The following is a 19275-nucleotide window of genomic DNA, read 5'->3' on the forward strand; positions in this document are numbered from 1 at the left end:
AAATATACCTTAAAGCATATTTCGGCGACTCTCTTGACGAATACAAACGCGCAAGATTTTTCCTCATGCAACAGGTTTGCCACATGTTTTATGCGATGGTTTTTCTAAAAATTGTAGCAGCATCAAAGCCAGCAAATTCTTTCCATGACCAGAATATGGATACTCCTCGTCTCAGAGATTTTTATGTACAGGTTGGTGCTGGCAAGGTTTCACTCACGTCATATGAAGGTCAATTACTCTTTGGAAAAGTATTATTGAATGAGATTTTACACAATATGAAGACACCAAGATTTGCAGCATCAATAGCCAAAATGTTTTGAGGAAACGTTTTCACAAATTCTCATCATCACTCTATGCACGATCTGTATACTCTTATTCAAAAAATCCAAAAAGCTCCTTCCATGTATTTGGGTAGAGCATCGATTGTTTGTCTTCAAGCTTTTCTATCTGGGTATAGTATAGCCCAGTATGAACTTGGTGCTACTCAATCTCAGCAAGACAAAGATTTTCAAGAATTTCTAGAATGGGTTAAACAAAAGTTTAATATTCAAACCAGTCAGTCTTGGGCGAACATCTTACTTTTTTATGCGGAAGATGAGCAAAAAGCTTTGGATTTATTCTTTAAGATGTTTGAAGAATTTCGTAACCGACATACTTCTGTTTCCACTCATGTCAACTCTTGCAAACCACAAACTTTAGCTCCTTAAAATTTCAATGTTTAAGTATCACCAAATCATTAGTACATCTCCTGAAGTGATGGGTGGTACTTCTGCCACCTGAATACTTACCGTACACCTAACCTACAAATCTACTGTTATGTTGATTCACTGGGGTTTAGACTAATCAACCCATGAGCGGAAAGCTAAACGCACGACTCTACGTTGTTTGAGGTTGCTTCTGGACTAGTTTGCCGATTTATCTTTGGTTTTGTTGCGTTTATCAGTTCTACCCAAACCCTTCAATAATTCCTGCAATCTCCTCTTGTAAAGGATGGCTTTTACCGTAAGCCTAGCTATAAGAAGCTTTTTGAGGATTGCTCAATGGACTGAGGCAGAGAAATTGGCTCCAATTTAGTCTAAACTCCAGTGATTCATGAAAACCTCCTATTGGAGGCGTGGCAGGAGTCTGTAAACCGCGAACAAGTAAGCTCGTCTGAACGTGGGTTGATGCCAAGAGAGCGGTTCTCCGACAAGCTAGGAAAGACTAACCAGATAGCTGTCTCTACGGAGTCCAGGCGAAAAGTTAATCCAAATTCCTAGCCAGAATCCCCCAACTTCTAGTTAGGGGAGTGGCTCAACAGAATCGATAAAAGTTCGAGTCATCTAATCTACTTCTCGCCAGCCGCCGCGACGCTCTGCAAGTTTCTGTTCAAGTTCTTCATCACTCAACAGAGGAACGCCTGATGCAACAATGCGTTGACGAATTTCCCATAGCTTTTTGCCAAGATCCGTTTGTGGAACGAACTCCGGCTGGGGCTTTAGAGATTGCGCGAGTTGAAGCACTTGCTCTTGGGCTTCACTTGAGAGTTCGCGCCAATATTCGAGTAGCTGTTCTTCTTTACTCATAAGATAGTACTTAAACACCTACACTGTCACGATTGAATCCATACTTTCCTTCAGCAGAAATAGTTTGGACAACGCGCTACTCAAAACTTGAGCAAACTTAAGGATTTATGCCCTTAAGGCTTAAGAGAACCCATAGCGCGGAGGTTTTTTGCGGATATAAGGGGTCACTAAGACCTGTACAGTATCGGCTCTTCGACAGTGTATGTAACTGGTCACTGGTCACGAACTTCTCACTAGATTAATTAACTCCTCGCAACTTGCGCGTATTTTCAACCAAACTTTGAGCAAATTGGTCAAACCGTTGTGAAAGCTTCTCATCTAAAAGTTTACCTTCAGGGCTAAAAGCTTTCCATGCTTGTCCGATCGCAACCTGTTCCGGAATGACCCAACCGTGAACCCATCTCATAATGATTCGTAAATCGTTCAGGGCATTACTATTGGATTGTCCTCCCAAAATACTGATTAGCCCGGTAACTTTGCCAGACAGTTGATCGAAACTCATCAAATCCAGGGCATTTTTGAGAACACCACTGACTCCACCGTGATACTCTGGTGTTGCCAAAATTAACCCGTCAGCTTGACTTACCGCATCATGCATGCGCCGAACATCTGGGTAATCTGGATATTCCTCTTCACCATTACAAAATGGTAACTGCATTTGCCGCAAATCGAGGATTTCAATTTCTGCACCCAAGGCTTCGACTCGTTGTGCAGCTATGTTTAAAGCGACTTGCGTATAGGACTCAGTTCTTAAACTGCCACCAATTCCAACAATTTTTACCATAGTTAACTCTCAAGGTCTCAATTTTATAGATAGCTTTCATCCAAGCTTAGCTCTTGGTAAAACGTAGTCATTACGAGTATGTTTATATAGTAGCTTATATTATATTAGCGAGTGGTGACAGTATGTGTAAAATTTCAATTGGGAGAGAATTTTCTGCTATGGAGATAGAGTTTTGGTCTTTTTGAGGGGCTGTAAGATCCCCGACAACTTCTGCGAAGTCGAGGATCTGAGATATCTGAGATACAGGAATGTGTAAAGACTAGACGTATATGAGAGAAAAACTTGGGAATGGTTTTTTGTGGAAGCTACACTAGACAATTAGACACCAAAAAATTATTTGCTAGAAGAACAGCCATAATAAAATGAGCGCTCAGCTTCTGCCAGCACAAAAAGGGTAGTTATTTATGAAAAAGGTTGAGAAAAAAACATCGATGAAAAAGCAAACAGCAAAGCGGGCTGCGTTGACTGGAGCGCTGGCTGCCAGTTTGCTCGTCTTGCCTAGTGTATCGGGAGGAACTGCCGCACTGGCACAAAAGGCAGAACGCGACTCTCAAGCTTTATCTTATGGCGATTTGATTCAGAAAGTTCAGAGTGGAGAAATCGCAAAAGTAGAGCTTGATGAAACCGAACAGGTTGCGAGAGTGTATTTAAAAGACCAAAAGCCAGATACACAACCACAGCAGGTGCGGCTTTTGGAACAAAATCCAGAGTTAATTAATAAACTAAGAGAAAAGAAAGTTGACTTTGAGGAAGTTTCCTCTGCTAATAGTAGAGCTGCTGTCAGCCTTTTGATTAACTTAATGTGGATTTTACCACTTGTGGCTTTGATGCTGTTGTTCTTGCGTCGCTCCACAAATGCTTCTAGCCAAGCCATGAACTTTGGTAAATCTAGAGCACGCTTCCAAATGGAGGCAAAAACTGGAATCAAGTTTGATGATGTTGCTGGTATAGAAGAAGCTAAAGAAGAACTTCAAGAGGTTGTGACTTTCCTCAAACAACCTGAAAAATTTACTGCTGTTGGTGCGCGGATTCCCAAAGGAGTCTTGCTCATTGGACCGCCAGGGACAGGTAAAACATTGTTAGCAAAAGCGATCGCAGGTGAAGCTGGCGTACCGTTCTTTAGCATTTCCGGTTCGGAATTTGTGGAAATGTTTGTTGGGGTCGGTGCATCTCGCGTGCGCGATTTATTTAAAAAAGCAAAAGAAAATGCTCCGTGTCTAATATTTATAGATGAAATTGATGCTGTAGGAAGACAAAGGGGTGCGGGTATTGGTGGTGGAAATGACGAACGGGAACAAACCCTCAACCAACTGCTAACTGAAATGGATGGCTTTGAGGGTAACACGGGTATCATTATTATAGCAGCCACCAACCGTCCGGATGTTTTAGATGCTGCTTTGCTCAGACCCGGAAGATTTGACAGACAAGTTATTGTAGATGCGCCAGACAGAAAAGGTCGCCTTTCTATTTTACAGGTTCATGCCCGAAATAAGAAAGTTGACCCTTCTGTTTCTTTAGAAGTGGTTGCACGTCGCACGCCCGGTTTTACAGGAGCAGATTTGGCAAACCTTTTAAATGAAGCAGCAATTTTAACAGCACGACGGCGAAAAGAAGCAATTACACAGCTAGAAATCGACGATGCTATTGACCGTTTGACAATTGGTTTAACTCTCAATCCATTGTTAGATAGTAAGAAAAAGCGGTTAATTGCTTACCATGAAGTTGGACACGCTCTTTTAGCTACACTTTTAGAAAATGCCGACCCACTTAATAAGGTAACTATTATTCCCCGTTCTGGAGGAGTCGGTGGTTTTTCACAGCAAATTTTGAATGAAGAAATGATTGATAGCGGGCTTTACAGTCGTGCTTGGATGATGGATAACATTACCATGACATTGGGTGGCAAAGCAGCAGAAACAGAAGTCTTTGGAGAATCTGAGGTCACGGGCGGTGCGAGTAGCGACTTAAAAGTTGTGGCTAATCTCGCACGTAAGATGGTGACAATGTATGGAATGTCGGAACTAGGGCTAGTAGCTCTTGAGAATCAAAACAGCGATGTTTTCCTTGGTCGCGATTGGATGACTCGCAACGAATATTCAGAAGAGATGGCTACCAAAATTGACCGACAAGTCAGGGAAATGGCAAATATTTGCTACCAACAAGCCCGTCGAATTATCCGTGAAAACCGTCCTGTAGTGGATCGGTTGGTGGATTTATTGGTCGAACAAGAAACAATCGAGGGCGAGCAATTCCGTAAGATTGTTTCGGAGTATACTGAGTTACCAGAAAAACAAAAAATAGTGGTGTTTGGTTAGCAGTGACCAGTGACCACTGTACGGGCGCGGCGGCCTTGCGCCCCTACTAACTACTAACTAATAATTATCCCGATGATATTTAGAAGACTCCTCAATAACGACTTCCGATTGTTGGGGAGTCCATTTTTGTGATGATGCTCTGGCAATTTGTTGTTGTGAAAACATCGCTCGTAGAACGACGGCTGGATCTACGTAGTTTTTGGCGTATTTTAATCCCCAGTGGAGATGGGGTCCTGTTGTACGCCCAGTCATCCCTACTCGACCAATCCTAAATCCAGCCGGGACTGGCTGACCTTCCCAAAGTTGAATTCCTCCGTTTCGGTCTATGAGGTATCGACGACCGCTTGCACTTTCTACGTGTCCTTCCATATGGCAGTAGGTGTGTTCCCATGGACCGGATTCAATAACAACATGAGTTCCGCAAGCGTTGCGATCGGCTACTTTACTGACTCTACCAGCCCACCAATTGCGAATGTAACTTCCTTGTGGTGCGGCTATGTCTAAGCCACTGTGAAATTCCCACCTAGAACCACCCGTTGCAGAGGGGCGGTATCCAAATGCTGATGTATATGCCTTGAAGTTTTCCACGGGGAAAGAAGCTGCTAACCAAGTGTTATTGTTTGTTGCTTGTAAACTTGATTTTGGCTGAGTTTGACGCGGTACGATAAGCCGGGTACGGCTTGCGCCAGGGACAATAAGCCGGGTACGGCTTGCCCCAGGGGCGAACGTATCGGGTGTTGATGAGCGTGGTATTCTTGCTATGGGACTTGGAGTCGAATTGTGTGAATCTCGCTCTGGGATTGAAATAAAGGAAAATGCGTTAACGTTTTTATCTTCCTCGGGCAACAGAGTATTCAATTTAGCAATACTCAATCCTGATACTAATAGTGTGACTACAGAAATTGCTACTGTTTGTCGCCACTGACTCATTTTAAAATTCCTCTAAGCGATGATTTATCTGTAAATTAGTAGACAGAAATTAAATGCAGCAGAAGTTTGAATTTGATGGTCGGTTCTAGTTGACATCTGCTCGTTTTTACCCAGTACACCATGATGAAAGATGAAACTCGTCTTATTTTTGTTTTGCCACCGAAATATATTACCAAAAAACCTACCCAATGGTAGAGTGAAAAATAAGTAAAAATGCTGATAAGTTATCGTAAGACCTCTGGTTGAAACGTAGATTTGGCTTCGATAGAAGCAGAAAAGCATTATCTACAGTACCAACGGATGCCATGTTGAATGAAATATTGCCTTTTAGCTTTGAATTCGATAAAGTCGCGATCGCAGGAACTAGTTTGTGGTCGTTAGCGTTATATTTGGGATTTTCAACCGCCAGCGACTGGGTAACTCTACGACTCAACAGCTGGTTCAATTTTGCAGAGCGATCGCTTTACATGAGCCAATCAGAATTTGAAAAAACCAAAAAAGCAAGGGAATCTCAAAATGCATTGTACGCTTCGCTTTTTAGCATTTTGCCCTTTTTAGCGATCGGTGCTTTGTGTAATTGGGGAGTAGAAGTTAGCTTGGGTCAAAGTTGGTCTATCAGCATGGGGATACTCGCCTGTATGGGTTCGGGAGTTTACGAACTCGGACGGCGCGATGGAAAAAAGGAATGATTGATGAATTATGAATTATGAATGGGGAATGGGGAATGGGGAATGGTTAATGAGGAATGATGAATGAGCTAACTAGTTACTGAGATTTACTTAGTATTTTTCCATTATTCATAATTTTTTCATAATTCATAACTCATAATTCATAATTCATTCAATTCTTCTTTCACCAATTTGGCTAGCTTTTGTGCTGCACCCGCTTCCCCTCGGATACTACGTAGCCTAGCTCGTATCTTTTCTAGTTTTTCTGGGTGATTCAGAAAATCTATGACCATTTCCCCAACTTCTTGAGGTTGAAGTTTTCCGACTAATTCTGGCACTACCATTTCTTTTGCCCAGATATTAGGCCAAGCCAATAAACCCAATCTTCTCAATACCAACCAATTAATCAACTTGGCAAAACTGGAACCAAGCAGAGGCATATTTGCTAACAATCCCGGCAATCCATCCCAAGAACGCATAGCATCTAACTGCTGTGTTGGTAGCAAAACAATCATTGGCACAGCTAAAGAACCTAATTCAGCCGTGTTAGCTCCCACAGTTGTTAAACAAATACTGCATTTAGATAATATACTGTATGCTGGTGTCTCAGTATGCAGTTCGACACGCAAACCTGTTTCTGTTTTAAGGTTGGGCAGTGACTGAGTATTAGAGATTGCATTGAGAGAAGCACTACTAGAACCAAAGATGCGAACAAAGTTGTTTTTCTGAGGATCGGCAAAACTGGCTAAAGTTTCTATGTCTAGAGTGGGTGCAACAGGAATTATAAATTGAGATTGCGGTCTTTTTACCTTGACATATTCCGCAACTGCCAACATAAAAGGGACTCCCTGTGTAAGTTTTGCCGCCTTCGATCCAGGAAGTAAACCAATCAGTTCGAGAGAAGACGAGGGAAACAGAGCAGAGGAGCAGGGGAGCAGAAGAGTAGGGGTAGACGAAGAAAGTTCTACCTTTTCCTCATTATTCTCCTGTCCCTGAGCTTCTGCCATTAAATCTCCAATGACTGTAAACTTGTGAGTATATTTTGAGGGGATACGATTTGCCACTTCAGGTTTCATGACTCCAAAGCGATCGATCCAGTTATACCATCGGGCTTCCCATTCTGCATAAACGACTGTACGGTATCCCAATCTTCTACCGATAATCGCTGGGAAAATCTGATCCCCACCTAAAAAAACAACAACACCGCACTTACTCCACTCCCAATTTTCTAAGGTTTTTCCCCAAAGCAAAAAATTCCAAAAATATTCGGCGGCTTGCACTCTATCTACTTCGGGAAAAGAACGAGCTATTTCTGCTTCTTTACCACTAGAGTTAGGACAGGGGGACAAAATGACGGAAATCCTAATTTGTTCGCGGTCATTTCCCAATTGTTTCCGCAGTTGCTTGACCACAGGGCGTACCCATGTTGTCACTTCTCCAGGTCCGTTTGAAAGAATTAAAATGTCGGCAGTCATTAGGGGTTAGTTGTTAGTTGTTAGTTGTTAGTTGTTAGTAGGCAGTGACGTGGGACAGGCGTCTCGCCTGTCACCTCAAGTACTAGATGAGGGGTGCTGCCGCTCCTTGACCAGCTGTGTCCTTAAAGAAGTCGCGCATCTTGCACCATTGTCATTATTAAGGAAATATTTGTTCCGTTGTTATTTAATTACTTATTAACTATATGTACAACTCAGAAATTAGCGATTATCGTATACGGAAAAAATCCCCAATCGCCATTACCCGTTATCCCCAGAGGGGGCCCCGAGTTCCCCAGTACCCAATCCCTACCAAAAATTGTTGCGAATTATTTACAAATAGTGAATAAATACTTTAAGAAAATGTCAAACAAGTTTACAAAATATTGCATTTTTTATATCATTTTGTGTCAGATAAGCGACAAAATGCCCTACTGGTAAGCTTTTTCTGGTAAAAAACTCATATTGTCGATCGCAAGAAGACTGGATTGGCAAATTTGCCGAAAAAGTTCTTCGAGTTAGAGAACACGCATCAAAGGAGCCTAGGAAGCATGTTCACCCACGTCAAGTCCACCATTAGACATATCGCCCCCCACCAATTGCAGGGACGTCACTTAATTAAGGTGGTCTATGTCGTGTTAGAGTCCCAGTACCAAAGTGCATTGTCACAAGCGGTTCGGGCGATTAACGAAAACAATCCCAATGTGGCGATTGAAATCAGTGGTTATTTAATCGAAGAACTCCGCGACAAAGAGAACTACGAGGAGTTTAAAAAAGATATCGCAACTGCCAATATCTTTATTGCCTCACTGATTTTTATAGAAGACTTAGCCCAGAAATTAGTAACAGCAGTAGAACCATACCGCGATCGCCTGGATGTAGCCGTTGTGTTCCCCTCAATGCCTGAAGTTATGCGCCTCAATAAAATGGGCACTTTCTCCTTGGCACAGTTGGGACAATCTAAAAGTGCGATAGCACAGTTCATGCGAAAGCGCAAGGAAAAATCCGGTGCGGGTTTCCAAGATGGAATGCTAAAACTGCTGAGGACATTGCCGCAGGTACTCAAGTTCCTGCCAATGGATAAAGCACAAGATGCTCGAAATTTTATGCTTAGCTTCCAGTACTGGTTGGGAGGGTCTCCAGATAATCTGGAAAATTTCTTACTCATGCTGGCTGACAAGTACGTTTTAAAAGGTACTGAGACGAGAAATAGTGCCTCCGTACAATACCAACCACCAGTGGTTTACCCAGATATGGGAATTTGGCATCCTCTTGCTACCACAATGTATGAGGATGTGAGAGAGTACCTGAATTGGTACAGCAGCCGCCCGGATATCTCTCCCGATCTCAAAGACCCGTTAGCGCCATGTATTGGTTTGGTCTTGCAACGCACGCATCTTGTTACTGGGGATGATGCTCACTATGTAGCGATGGTACAAGAACTCGAAGCCATGGGAGCAAGAGTTATTCCAGTGTTTGCAGGAGGATTGGACTTTTCCAAGCCAGTAGAAGCCTTTTTCTACGACAAGGGGACTGGTGATTGGGGATCGGGGAATGGGAAATCTCCAAGTCCTTATCCCTTGGTGGATGCTGTTATATCCCTAACAGGGTTTGCTTTAGTCGGTGGACCTGCACGTCAAGACCATCCAAAGGCAATTGAGGCGCTAAAGCGGTTAAACCGTCCTTACATGGTGGCATTACCTCTCGTCTTCCAAACTACGGAAGAATGGCAGGATAGCGATTTGGGACTGCACCCCATTCAGGTAGCATTGCAAATTGCACTTCCTGAATTAGATGGTGCGATTGAACCGATAATTCTATCAGGACGGGATGGCACAACAGGGAAAGCGATCGCACTCCAAGACCGCATTGAAGCAGTAGCACAACGCGCTCTCAAATGGGCTAACTTGCGCCGCAAACCAAAGTTAGGCAAGAAAGTTGCCATCACCGTTTTCAGTTTCCCACCCGATAAAGGGAATGTAGGAACGGCTGCATACCTGGATGTGTTTGGTTCCATTTATGAGGTGATGAACGCACTTAGGAACAACGGGTATGACGTGCAAGACTTACCAGAAAACGCTAAAGAGTTGATGGAACAAGTCATCCACGATGCTCAAGCCCAGTATAGCAGCCCCGAACTGAACGTGGCTTACCGGATGTCGGTTCGCGAGTATGAAGCTCTCACGCCTTACTCCCAACGATTGGAAGAAAACTGGGGACCACCTCCAGGACATCTAAACAGCGATGGTCAAAACTTGCTGATTTATGGTAAGCAATTTGGGAACGTTTTCATTGGGGTTCAGCCCACTTTTGGTTATGAAGGCGACCCTATGCGGTTGTTGTTCTCTCGTTCTGCTAGTCCCCATCATGGTTTTGCAGCTTACTACACTTACTTAGAACAAATTTGGCAAGCGGATGCAGTGCTGCACTTCGGAACTCACGGTTCCTTGGAATTTATGCCAGGGAAACAAATGGGGATGTCTGGAGAATGTTATCCAGATAACTTGATTGGCACAATTCCCAATCTTTATTACTATGCTGCTAATAACCCCAGTGAAGCAACAATTGCTAAGCGCCGCAGTTACGCTGAAACAATTTCCTATCTGACTCCTCCTGCAGAAAATGCTGGGTTGTATAAGGGATTGAAAGAACTCAGCGAATTGATTGCTTCTTACCAAACTCTCAAAGATAGCGGTCGCGGTGTTCCTATTGTTAATACCATCATGGATAAATGCCGGATGGTAAATTTGGATAAGGATATTGCCTTGCCAGAAATGGATGCCAAGGATATGAGTGGTGAAGAACGCGATAATATCGTTGGCTTGGTATATCGTAAGTTGATGGAGATTGAATCGCGACTATTACCCTGTGGATTGCACGTCATTGGGAAACCACCTTCTGCAGAAGAAGCGATCGCAACTCTCGTTAACATTGCTAGCTTAGACCGTCCTGAAGAAGAAATTCTCAGTCTTCCCCGTATTATTGCAAGTAGCGTAGGACGCGATATTGATGAAGTTTACCAAAACAGCGACAGAGGCGTTTTAGAAGATGTCCAGTTGCTGCAAGACATCACAATGGCAACCCGTGCTGCTGTTTCAGCCCTTGTGAAAGAGCAAACAGACGCAGAAGGGAGAGTTTCTCGCGTTTCCAAGCTCAACTTCTTCAATATGGGCAAAAAAGAACCTTGGGTAGAAGCGTTGCACAAAGCAGGTTATACCAAGGTAGATGCTACAACCCTGAAACCACTGTTTGAGTATTTGGAATTCTGCTTGCAACAAGTTTGTGCTGATAATGAATTGGGAGGATTGCTCCAAGGGTTAGAAGGCGAGTACATTCTTCCCGGTCCTGGTGGCGACCCCATCCGCAACCCAGACGTATTGCCCACAGGGAAAAATATCCACGCCCTCGATCCCCAAGCTATTCCCACAATGGCTGCAGTCCAGTCAGCAAAAATTGTTGTAGATCGACTGCTAGCAAGGAATAAGGCAGAAAATGGCGGTCAATATCCCGAAACCATCGCTTGCGTGCTTTGGGGAACCGATAACATCAAAACTTACGGTGAATCTCTAGCACAAATCATGTGGATGGTGGGAGTGCGTCCGGTTCCCGATGCGTTAGGACGGGTGAACAAGTTAGAATTGATACCTTTAGAAGAGTTAGGACGCCCCCGGATTGACGTGGTTGTTAACTGTTCTGGAGTCTTCCGCGACTTATTCATCAACCAAATGAACTTGCTCGATCAAGCAGTTAAGATGGCAGCAGAAGCGGATGAACCTGTTGAAATGAACTTTATCCGCAAGCACGCTTTGGAACAAGCTGAGGAAATGGGGATCAATTTGCGTCAAGCAGCAACTCGCGTGTTCTCCAATGCGTCTGGTTCCTACTCATCCAATATTAACTTGGCAGTAGAAAACAGCACTTGGGATAGCGAAGCTGAATTGCAGGAAATGTACCTCAAGCGCAAGTCCTTTGCATTCAGTGCCGATAATCCCGGTACAATGGAAGAATCACGACAGATTTTTGAAAAGACGTTGAAAACTGCTCAAGTGACTTTTCAAAATCTCGACTCTTCCGAGATTAGCTTGACTGACGTTTCCCATTATTTTGATTCCGATCCTACCAAGGTCGTTGCTAGCCTGCGGGGTGATGGTAAAACACCAGCATCCTACATTGCAGATACGACGACAGCTAACGCACAAGTCCGCACTTTATCAGAAACTGTACGTTTGGATGCTCGTACCAAGTTGTTAAATCCCAAGTGGTACGAAGGCATGCTTTCTCACGGTTATGAAGGCGTGCGAGAACTCTCCAAGCGATTGGTTAATACAATGGGATGGAGTGCAACTGCAGGCGCTGTTGATAACTGGGTTTACGAGGATGTTAATACCACGTTTATCAAAGATGAAGAAATGCGGAAGCGTTTGTTGAATCTTAACCCTCATTCATTCCGCAAAATGGTTTCTACTTTGTTGGAAGTGAACGGTCGAGGTTACTGGGAGACGAGTGAGAACAATTTGGACTTGTTGCGCGAGTTGTACCAGGAGGTTGAAGACCGGATTGAGGGCATTGAGTAAGGTCTAAGGGATATCCAAGAAATAAATTATCCATCTTGTGGGACGGGCGTCCTCGCCCGTCCTATACTGGTGGCGGGCGGTGAGTCCAGTCCTGATAGCGAAGCGTGGCGCGAATGCGCCATAGGAGGGTTTCCCTCCGCAGGGAACTGGTGAGTCCAGCGCGCATGAGGCGGTGAGACCAGTCCTGCAGGCGGGTTTCCCGCCGTAAGGAACTGGCGAACCCGGAGGGGTTTCCCACGCCCTGGCGACTGGCGTATAGCCCTGGCGGGCATAGCCTTCGGCATCGCGAAGCGTCTCCGAAGGAGATACCCGGAGGGCGAACCCGAAAGCGGACGCCCCGCACCACAAGCGAAAGTTGAATATTTTTTTATTTGGAAGTCCCTAACCGTGTAGATCTAAAGATGTAGAGACGCGCTGTTTGCAGCGTTTTTACTGAGATAGTGGTAGGTTAAAAAATATTTTCCCAAAATTGCGGAATGGTGGCATTTGATTTTGTAGGTAATTACAGACAAATAAAAACGGGGTCAACTGATGAGAGGTGAATACCTTAAATCCAGGAAAGCCTCACGACTAATAACTTTTTAATTTATTAACTTGAAAATCTTTAATAAGAATCCAGACCGCACTACTTAATAAAGTGGTGGGGTCTTATGATTTTTGACATATCTATAGCGGTTTTCAATTGGATGTAATACATAAATAAAGTTATGGAACCGCAGCCTGTAGCGGACGAACGCAGATAAATAAGTAGGCTTTCGTAGCGGATGTGAGTGAAATCAGAAAGTCTAACATTAGCTAAAATTTATCTAATACCTTACAAGAGGCTGTCTTCTGAGCGACCTTTTCACTTATTATTCTTAATCAACCTGCACCATCAAGCCGTACCTTATATCCATCTGACTATTTTGGCATTGCTGCTGTTGTAGACGTAGTAGGAAGTTAGCCTTATGCTGCACCGTTTCACAGAACAAGGGTTAATTATTCGGTGGTTGATAGGGTTGATTATTGCGGTGACATCACTGTCAGCACAGTTACTGGCAAATATAACGATCGCTGTCTTTAAATAGCGCTCTATTTCAAGTTTAAGCGCACCCTAAATTAAAGATAGAAGGTATGCTCATGGCTTTAAAGTGCGTTGAAATGTGGTTCTTAGTCAGTAACGTACTCTAATAGCTTAAGTCACATTGAGTGTGTTATCCTCAACGCCTGTCATTGAGAAGGCAAGCAAGTGACTCATGAAACAAGCTTTATGCGACAATTGGTGTTCTACAGCGAGTAGGCGCTCGCAGCAAATCAGCAGGTAGATTGGCACGATCAATTGTTTTCCAACCGTAAATTTTCTAGACATAATATGAATTTTCAACTGAAGATATTTAATGATAAAATTTATAATAATTTTCTCTTGAAAAAACTATGTCTATTGACCATGACGGTTTATTTAAACTATTGATTTCAACATTTTTTATAGAATTTATTGAGCTATTTCTTCCAAACATTGCTGCCGATATAGACAAAGATTCTATTGAATTTTTACCAGAACAAGTCTTGATAGATATAACAGCCGGGAAGAAGAAGATAATAGATTTACTTGCCAAAGTTAAATACAAAAATCAATCCACTTTCTTTTTAGTCCATGTAGAGGCTCAGTCCTATGTAGAGTCAGAATTTGCTAAACGTATGTTTATCTATTTTTCCAGTCTATATAAACTATACGATTTACCAATTTATCCTGTTGTTATTTTCTCCTTTGATGAGCCACTGCGAGAAGAACCTGCATGTACATACCGTCACATTTCCCGGTTTAGATGCGCTGAGGTTTGAATTTACAGCGATTCAATTAAATCGCATGAGTTGGAGGCAGTACTTAACCCAACAAAACCCTGTTGCGGCAGCATTGATGGCTTTGATGAATATACCACTAGCAGAACGTCCACAAGTTAAAGCTGAATGCAAGTGAATTGCTGACTACTTTAAGGTTAGACCCTGCACGAATGGAATTCATCTCTGGTTTTATTGACACTTATTTAAATTTGAACGAAACGGAAGAACAAGCATTTCAAGCAGCGATAAGTACAATGGGATTAGAAGAAAAGGAGGAATATATGGAAATTGTTACTAGCTGGCAACGAAAAGGTCGCATTCAAGCATTAGAAGAAGTAGCGCTTAATTCGCTGCGTGAGGGTTTATCAGTGGAGGCAGTTGTAAGAATTACAGGTCTACCTCTGGAAAAAGTACAGCAACTACAGGCAAAGTTACAAACCACAGACTAGACTAGCAAACAGAGTTCCATTATCATCGCAACTGCTTTCACTCTTTTGAGGTTATGAGGTAGATTCCAACGCTGCTCGATCCCAATTTCCTAAATTTGCACCTGCATCATAAGTACTTTGCAAAAAGGCAAGAAGTACTGCATCCGGATCGTCAGCTCGCTGCACTGCTTCATATGGCAAAACGAACTCTCCCATTTGGGAACTGTAAAATGCTTCCTTTGGGTGGATGGAGTAGTCTTTAAATCCCTCCGGTGCAGGGTAGGCATAAGAGTAAAAAATAGGTTCCGCTATTGCTCCACCACCTGGCCAAAACCCACAACTGCTCACCTCATGCGAGTAAGCCTCTCTTGTTACCCAATCCGCCATGTTAGGAACTCCACCTGGATGCTCTGGAGCACGATGTCCAGAGAAGCGGGTAACAGCCAAGTCAAAGCTGCCCCAGAAAAAGTGTACGGGGCTACATTTACCAATGAAACGCGAGCGAAATACTTTCATGACTCGATCTGCTTGCACCAGAATACGCCAAAACCGTTGTGCATACTCCGGATCGTAAGCTGTATGTATACGATCGCGATTAAAAAGAATTGGCTGGTCTACTTCTTGTGGCATTGTCCAAATCTGAACAGGAATACCAATTGCCCTCAGCGTACTCATAACATCCTGGTAGAAATCAGCTACGGAGCGAGGTGCAAGCGCGATTGTTCGGGTAATACCGTCGCTGGTTTCGATTTGTAACTGATGCTCAAAAAAGTCAAAGCTAATCTCAATGGTGCTTGTTCTATAAGGAATTGAAGAGGTTGTTAGCCCACGCGGAGTTACATACAGAGTAGAGTGCCACCAGTGGTTAATTTTGGGAGCTAGCGCCATCCGAATTTTACCAACGATTTGAGTCCACATATGCAGCGTTGCATATGTATCTTGCCATTCTGCAACAGGCAAACTGGGCCAGATGGTATCGTTGAGTGTGGCACGAACAGGTTCTACCATAACGGAAACCTCCATGAAGGGATATGGGTAAGGGAGAATACTGAACGGAAATTGCTATGGTTAGGTAGGTTGAAAGAACTGAAGATTGCTTAAGTTTTCTATGTGCAGTGGCATACCCGATCGCTTATCCATTAAACCAGATACAGCAGCCTAAGTTCTCTTTTTCATTGATTAATTTTGCTTATATCATGTTCGCATAATCACTGACTTAGAAGTAAGATTTGTATTGAATTGCACCACCAAGTTTTAAAAATATACTGTAAATAAATATTTTTGGAGAATTACGGAATAGCGTCATTTCGCTTTATAGGTAATTACAGACAAGTAAAAATGGGGTCAACTGACGAGAGGTTTATACCTTTCTAGAAAAACCCACAACTCAAGAACTTTTTAATTTATTAATTTGAAAATCTTTATAATAATCCAGACCGTACTGTTAATAAAGTAGTGCGGTCTTATGATTTCTAACATATTGAAAGTACAAAGGTTTAATTATCTCACAAACAACAAGTCAATTTGTTGCATGAAAATGCAATTGGGTTGACACAGAAAGATAAAAAAATATTGAGTACGCTTTTTTACTATGTTTATCGATCGCAATTTGCATACAACCTTGTCTTTACACATCTAATGAGTTTGTAAAAACTATCCATTTGTTTGGCAAATAGACATGAAAGTATGCGAACGCAAACAATCATAAACTAAAATACTTTCTTCCATCTGCCTCCCTCCCACTTCTTAATTTACTACAAGTACTTCTCTACCTATAGGCAATAAAGCTGTGAGTGCTTCTCTGTATCTTAACAACAGTTTTTTGCTGCACCTCCCCGAAGGGCAATTATTGCCCTTTGGTGGTGCGATCGCATTCACAAAAATCTTACAATCCATATTCTTGTTCTAGAAAAGCCAGCATTCTTTCTTGCTTGGCGGTAAGATTTGATGGATCGGAAATCCTTGCCAATGCCTCCACCACAGCTACATGAGTCAGCTCGTACTCTTTGTAAATTTTGTCGCTCAGTTGTCGAATGCGATGGCAGTTTTGGGCAGCAAGCACTTCACACTTGACATAAACTGGTTCTAAGTTTTCTGGTTTGACCGTAGGAAAATCCATTTTCCAAGTTTGGATGTAACAACTGTGTAAATTAACTTCCTTGATTATGCCCCAGCATTTGGAGAACTTTTTCAATTCGGGATCGCCTTGAGGAATAATTTGACAAATTTCCCCTACACGTCGAGGGTTGGGTACGCGCTGTTTGTTTTTGATTTGTTGAGTGATATCCGAAGAATTACGTTTATTCTTCAAAAACTGCTGTGCGGCTTCTTTGCCTTCATCCCTTACGATCCTAGCCAAGGACAAAGTGTCTTTTTTGGTCAGTCCGGCGGTACGAGTTAATATGGAGTGTTTGAGATCGTCCCCCAACACTTGAGCTAGGATATCCAGTGCTGTAGTGAATTGAGCATCTCTCTTGATAGTACGCTCGCCAACTTTGTGTTGCTCAGCCAAAGTTTTTGCTGTGCTTTCCGAAGGGTCAAAATGGCCCTTCGGTAAATTCACATTCTCAGGTTCTTCTTTCGATAGGAAACTTTTGTCCTTTGGTGGGTTCTCCTTCTGAAGTTCTTGTTCCGAAGGGTCAAAATGGCCCTTCGGTAAATTCTGTTTGAGATTAGCCTCTTTATTGCCCTTCAAATGCAGGTAGCGCTTACCTCTGAGATAACTTGCTGTCTCTGGTGTCATGTTGCGCCGTCCTAATTGATGGTTGGCAATCCAACATATAGCTGCTTCTTTGCTTGGTAAGTCTATCTCTACTGTCTCATAATGTATTTGAAGACGAGTACATATTTCATAACGGTTATGTCCATCTAACAAAATACTCGTGCTTTTCCATACTATGAGAGGATCGAGACAGCCAAATTCCTGAAGGTTGACTTCGAGTTGTAATTTTTCTTCAGATGACAGTGGTGGAATAAGATTTTTGAATTCAGGATCGATTTTCAGTATCCGGTAGGATTGCCGTGACTCGGATACTTTCTGAGCGATCGTCGCAGATGTTGTGCTTGACCTCCCATATGTCCAAGAGTCATCTACAAAAAATGCAGACAAGGAGCTGTTTTCAGCAGACGAATTCTCTGCTAACCTATACTTATAATTCATTTTGTCTGTGTCTCCGTCTTAACTGTTCGGAAATACTGCCCCTGGAGTTGCCGCTCACGAGGGGCTTTTAAATAGATTGTATCGAATTGTACCACAAAATTGGGAAAATATACTGTAAATAAAGATTTTTGGAGAATTACGGAATAGTGCCATTGCACTTTGTAGGTAATTACAGACAAATAAACACGGGGTCAACTGATGAGAGTTCGGGTAGGGCTGGATTACCGGGCTTTAGGTGTTGAAGTGGAAACTGGCATTTCGTGGTTTTGGATTGGAACTCATGCAGAGTACGACAAGCTAATTGGAGAACTATAAAGCGGCAGAAAAATCTTTCCAGATTAAGTGAAGCCAGCACAATTTAAGTTAACTATAGGAATCCTGCACAAAGGATTGTCATGAGCATTTGCCATTGGTAAGGATTTGAGAAAAAGTTATATCATCACTTTTATCTATCGTTTTGAAAACAAAGAGTATTTGCTCTTATCAGAAGCTCGGCGTACATTAAGAGACATCAGGAAAAACGCAAACAAGAAAAACGCCGAGGTGCAAGATGAAGCTGACAAAAAAGACCTTATCTAACACTGTTGATACAAAAGTTATTCAAAATTCTTCTGTTGTTAAGAAAGAGCAATCGGTTATCCAAAGTATAGCAACTCAAGAATTGACTCCAGGACAACGCCTTGCAGATAAATTAGCAGCACAAGTGGGTTCTTGGGGATTTCTTATCGGTCAAAGTGCAATTTTAGCAGGATGGGTTGGTGTAAACTCTATACCAGGATTACCTCATTGGGATGAGTCACCCTTCATGATGCTGAACTTAGTGTTTTCCTTTGCATCAGCCTACACAGCTCCTGTCGTTTTGATGAGTCAAAACCGCCAATCGGATACCGATCGCAAAAATGCTGAGATTGACCACCAAGTGAATCTCAGAGCCGGACAAAATATTGAACTGCTGCATGAGAAATTAGATGAACTCCACGCTCAAAAGTTAAACGAATTGACACAAATTATTAAAGAGCAACAACAAGCTCTGAATGAGATTAAAGTCGCTTTAGTGACTGAATCTCAAGAGGTTAAAGTCCATTTAGTTACAGGAAGTAACGTCCAAACAAATCACAAGTTTATCAAATCAGTTTCTCCTAACAAGCTTTCGAGTATTGAGCAACAAATAGAGAGCAATCGTAAAGTTTCTGAAGAATTGAGTCGTTGGTAAAATGACGCTACCAGTGCTTTCATCCTAGCGATCGCTACTAATATCGCAATATTACACCAAATCGATACGTTTTCAAGTTAGTCATTCACGAGAAAATCAGTTCTGCTGAAGGCATTGATGGCAGAAAAAAGTCTAAAAGTGATATCAATTCACAACAAGAATTCGACAGATAGTTAGGTGAGAGTCAGTCTAGGTAAGACTTTCTCAAGCCAAAATCCAACATTGGTACAGATATTGCTAGGGGACTTCCAAATAAAAAAACATTCAACTTTCTCTTGTGGTGCGGGTGTCCCCTTTCGGGTTCGCCCTCCGGGTATCTCCTTCGGAGACGCTTCGCGAACGCCA

At 42.7% G+C, this 19275-nt stretch carries 15 protein-coding genes; 8 read left to right on the forward strand and 7 right to left on the reverse strand.

Annotation, left to right across the window (positions count from 1 at the left end):
• Positions 1-65: 65 nt before the first annotated feature.
• Both ACKTT2_RS22340 and ACKTT2_RS22345 read left to right on the forward strand, forming a co-directional pair.
• A complete protein-coding gene (locus ACKTT2_RS22340) occupies positions 66-320 on the forward strand; it encodes a hypothetical protein (protein ID WP_407890636.1) in 255 nt (84 codons plus the stop codon).
• A 33-nt stretch (positions 321-353) separates the two neighbouring features.
• Positions 354-707, forward strand: coding sequence for a hypothetical protein (locus tag ACKTT2_RS22345; protein WP_407890637.1), 354 nt, complete (start codon positions 354-356; stop codon positions 705-707).
• Positions 708-1322: 615 nt separating this feature from the next.
• Here the strand turns inward: ACKTT2_RS22345 and ACKTT2_RS22350 are convergent.
• The gene (locus ACKTT2_RS22350) at positions 1323-1565 is read right to left on the reverse strand and encodes a hypothetical protein (RefSeq protein ID WP_407890638.1); all 243 of its coding nucleotides are present in this window, start codon (positions 1563-1565) and stop codon (positions 1323-1325) included.
• Between the two features lie 238 nt (positions 1566-1803).
• A complete protein-coding gene (locus ACKTT2_RS22355) occupies positions 1804-2349 on the reverse strand; it encodes an NADPH-dependent FMN reductase (RefSeq protein ID WP_407890639.1) in 546 nt (181 codons plus the stop codon).
• A gap of 404 nt (positions 2350-2753) precedes the next feature.
• Here ACKTT2_RS22355 and ftsH point away from each other — a divergent pair, with 404 nt between their 5' ends.
• Positions 2754-4664 (forward strand): ATP-dependent zinc metalloprotease FtsH, encoded by a 1911-nt coding sequence (gene ftsH, locus ACKTT2_RS22360; RefSeq protein ID WP_407890640.1) that lies wholly within the window; start codon positions 2754-2756, stop codon positions 4662-4664.
• 57 nt (positions 4665-4721) lie between these two features.
• Here ftsH and ACKTT2_RS22365 read toward each other — a convergent pair whose 3' ends face one another.
• Entirely contained in the window at positions 4722-5330 is a 609-nt protein-coding gene (locus tag ACKTT2_RS22365) for a M23 family metallopeptidase (protein WP_407890652.1), read from the reverse strand.
• Between the two features lie 569 nt (positions 5331-5899).
• On the opposite strand from ACKTT2_RS22365, the gene ACKTT2_RS22370 reads away from it, so the two are divergent.
• Positions 5900-6283 (forward strand): hypothetical protein, encoded by a 384-nt coding sequence (locus tag ACKTT2_RS22370; protein WP_407890653.1) that lies wholly within the window; start codon positions 5900-5902, stop codon positions 6281-6283.
• A gap of 140 nt (positions 6284-6423) precedes the next feature.
• On the opposite strand, the gene ACKTT2_RS22375 is transcribed toward ACKTT2_RS22370, so the two are convergent.
• The gene (locus tag ACKTT2_RS22375; RefSeq protein ID WP_407890641.1) at positions 6424-7737 is read right to left on the reverse strand and encodes a glycosyltransferase family protein; all 1314 of its coding nucleotides are present in this window, start codon (positions 7735-7737) and stop codon (positions 6424-6426) included.
• Between the two features lie 548 nt (positions 7738-8285).
• On the opposite strand from ACKTT2_RS22375, the gene ACKTT2_RS22380 reads away from it, so the two are divergent.
• From ACKTT2_RS22380 to ACKTT2_RS22390, 3 genes are all read left to right on the forward strand, one after another.
• A complete protein-coding gene (locus ACKTT2_RS22380; protein WP_407890642.1) occupies positions 8286-12308 on the forward strand; it encodes a magnesium chelatase subunit H in 4023 nt (1340 codons plus the stop codon).
• Between the two features lie 1413 nt (positions 12309-13721).
• Entirely contained in the window at positions 13722-14129 is a 408-nt protein-coding gene (locus ACKTT2_RS22385; protein WP_407890643.1) for an Rpn family recombination-promoting nuclease/putative transposase, read from the forward strand.
• 170 nt (positions 14130-14299) lie between these two features.
• The gene (locus tag ACKTT2_RS22390; protein WP_407890644.1) at positions 14300-14578 is read left to right on the forward strand and encodes an RpnC/YadD family protein; all 279 of its coding nucleotides are present in this window, start codon (positions 14300-14302) and stop codon (positions 14576-14578) included.
• A 51-nt stretch (positions 14579-14629) separates the two neighbouring features.
• Here the strand turns inward: ACKTT2_RS22390 and ACKTT2_RS22395 are convergent, their stop codons facing one another.
• The 3 genes from ACKTT2_RS22395 to ACKTT2_RS22405 form a co-directional block, all read right to left on the reverse strand.
• Positions 14630-15565 (reverse strand): DUF5996 family protein, encoded by a 936-nt coding sequence (locus ACKTT2_RS22395; RefSeq protein WP_407890645.1) that lies wholly within the window; start codon positions 15563-15565, stop codon positions 14630-14632.
• Positions 15566-16303: 738 nt separating this feature from the next.
• On the reverse strand, positions 16304-16453 hold the full coding sequence (locus ACKTT2_RS22400) for a hypothetical protein (RefSeq protein ID WP_407890646.1): 150 nt from the start codon (positions 16451-16453) through the stop codon (positions 16304-16306).
• Positions 16443-17717, reverse strand: a complete 1275-nt coding sequence (locus ACKTT2_RS22405; RefSeq protein ID WP_407890647.1) for a ParB N-terminal domain-containing protein — start codon at positions 17715-17717, stop codon at positions 16443-16445. Before ACKTT2_RS22405 ends, ACKTT2_RS22400 begins: the two co-directional genes overlap by 11 nt.
• Positions 17718-18267: 550 nt before the next feature.
• Between ACKTT2_RS22405 and ACKTT2_RS22410 the strand changes: the two genes are divergently transcribed.
• Positions 18268-18930, forward strand: coding sequence for a DUF1003 domain-containing protein (locus tag ACKTT2_RS22410; RefSeq protein ID WP_407890648.1), 663 nt, complete (start codon positions 18268-18270; stop codon positions 18928-18930).
• Positions 18931-19275: the final 345 nt, after the last annotated feature.

This window comes from Scytonema hankhaensis NUACC26, assembly GCF_045865695.1.
Classification (GTDB): domain Bacteria; phylum Cyanobacteriota; class Cyanobacteriia; order Cyanobacteriales; family Nostocaceae; genus Scytonema.

Bases quoted from the DNA above. Each gene is read 5' to 3' on its own strand.
- ACKTT2_RS22340 (WP_407890636.1), top strand. From the start codon at position 66: ATGCAACAGGTTTGCCACATGTTTTATGCGATGGTTTTTCTAAAAATT.
- ACKTT2_RS22345 (WP_407890637.1), top strand. From the start codon at position 354: ATGCACGATCTGTATACTCTTATTCAAAAAATCCAAAAAGCTCCTTCC.
- ACKTT2_RS22350 (WP_407890638.1), bottom strand. From the start codon at position 1,565: ATGAGTAAAGAAGAACAGCTACTCGAATATTGGCGCGAACTCTCAAGT.
- ACKTT2_RS22355 (WP_407890639.1), bottom strand. From the start codon at position 2,349: ATGGTAAAAATTGTTGGAATTGGTGGCAGTTTAAGAACTGAGTCCTAT.
- ftsH (WP_407890640.1), top strand. From the start codon at position 2,754: ATGAAAAAGGTTGAGAAAAAAACATCGATGAAAAAGCAAACAGCAAAG.
- ACKTT2_RS22370 (WP_407890653.1), top strand. From the start codon at position 5,900: ATGTTGAATGAAATATTGCCTTTTAGCTTTGAATTCGATAAAGTCGCG.
- ACKTT2_RS22375 (WP_407890641.1), bottom strand. From the start codon at position 7,737: ATGACTGCCGACATTTTAATTCTTTCAAACGGACCTGGAGAAGTGACA.
- ACKTT2_RS22380 (WP_407890642.1), top strand. From the start codon at position 8,286: ATGTTCACCCACGTCAAGTCCACCATTAGACATATCGCCCCCCACCAA.
- ACKTT2_RS22385 (WP_407890643.1), top strand. From the start codon at position 13,722: ATGTCTATTGACCATGACGGTTTATTTAAACTATTGATTTCAACATTT.
- ACKTT2_RS22390 (WP_407890644.1), top strand. From the start codon at position 14,300: ATGGAATTCATCTCTGGTTTTATTGACACTTATTTAAATTTGAACGAA.
- ACKTT2_RS22395 (WP_407890645.1), bottom strand. From the start codon at position 15,565: ATGGTAGAACCTGTTCGTGCCACACTCAACGATACCATCTGGCCCAGT.
- ACKTT2_RS22400 (WP_407890646.1), bottom strand. From the start codon at position 16,453: ATGGATTGTAAGATTTTTGTGAATGCGATCGCACCACCAAAGGGCAAT.
- ACKTT2_RS22405 (WP_407890647.1), bottom strand. From the start codon at position 17,717: ATGAATTATAAGTATAGGTTAGCAGAGAATTCGTCTGCTGAAAACAGC.
- ACKTT2_RS22410 (WP_407890648.1), top strand. From the start codon at position 18,268: ATGAAGCTGACAAAAAAGACCTTATCTAACACTGTTGATACAAAAGTT.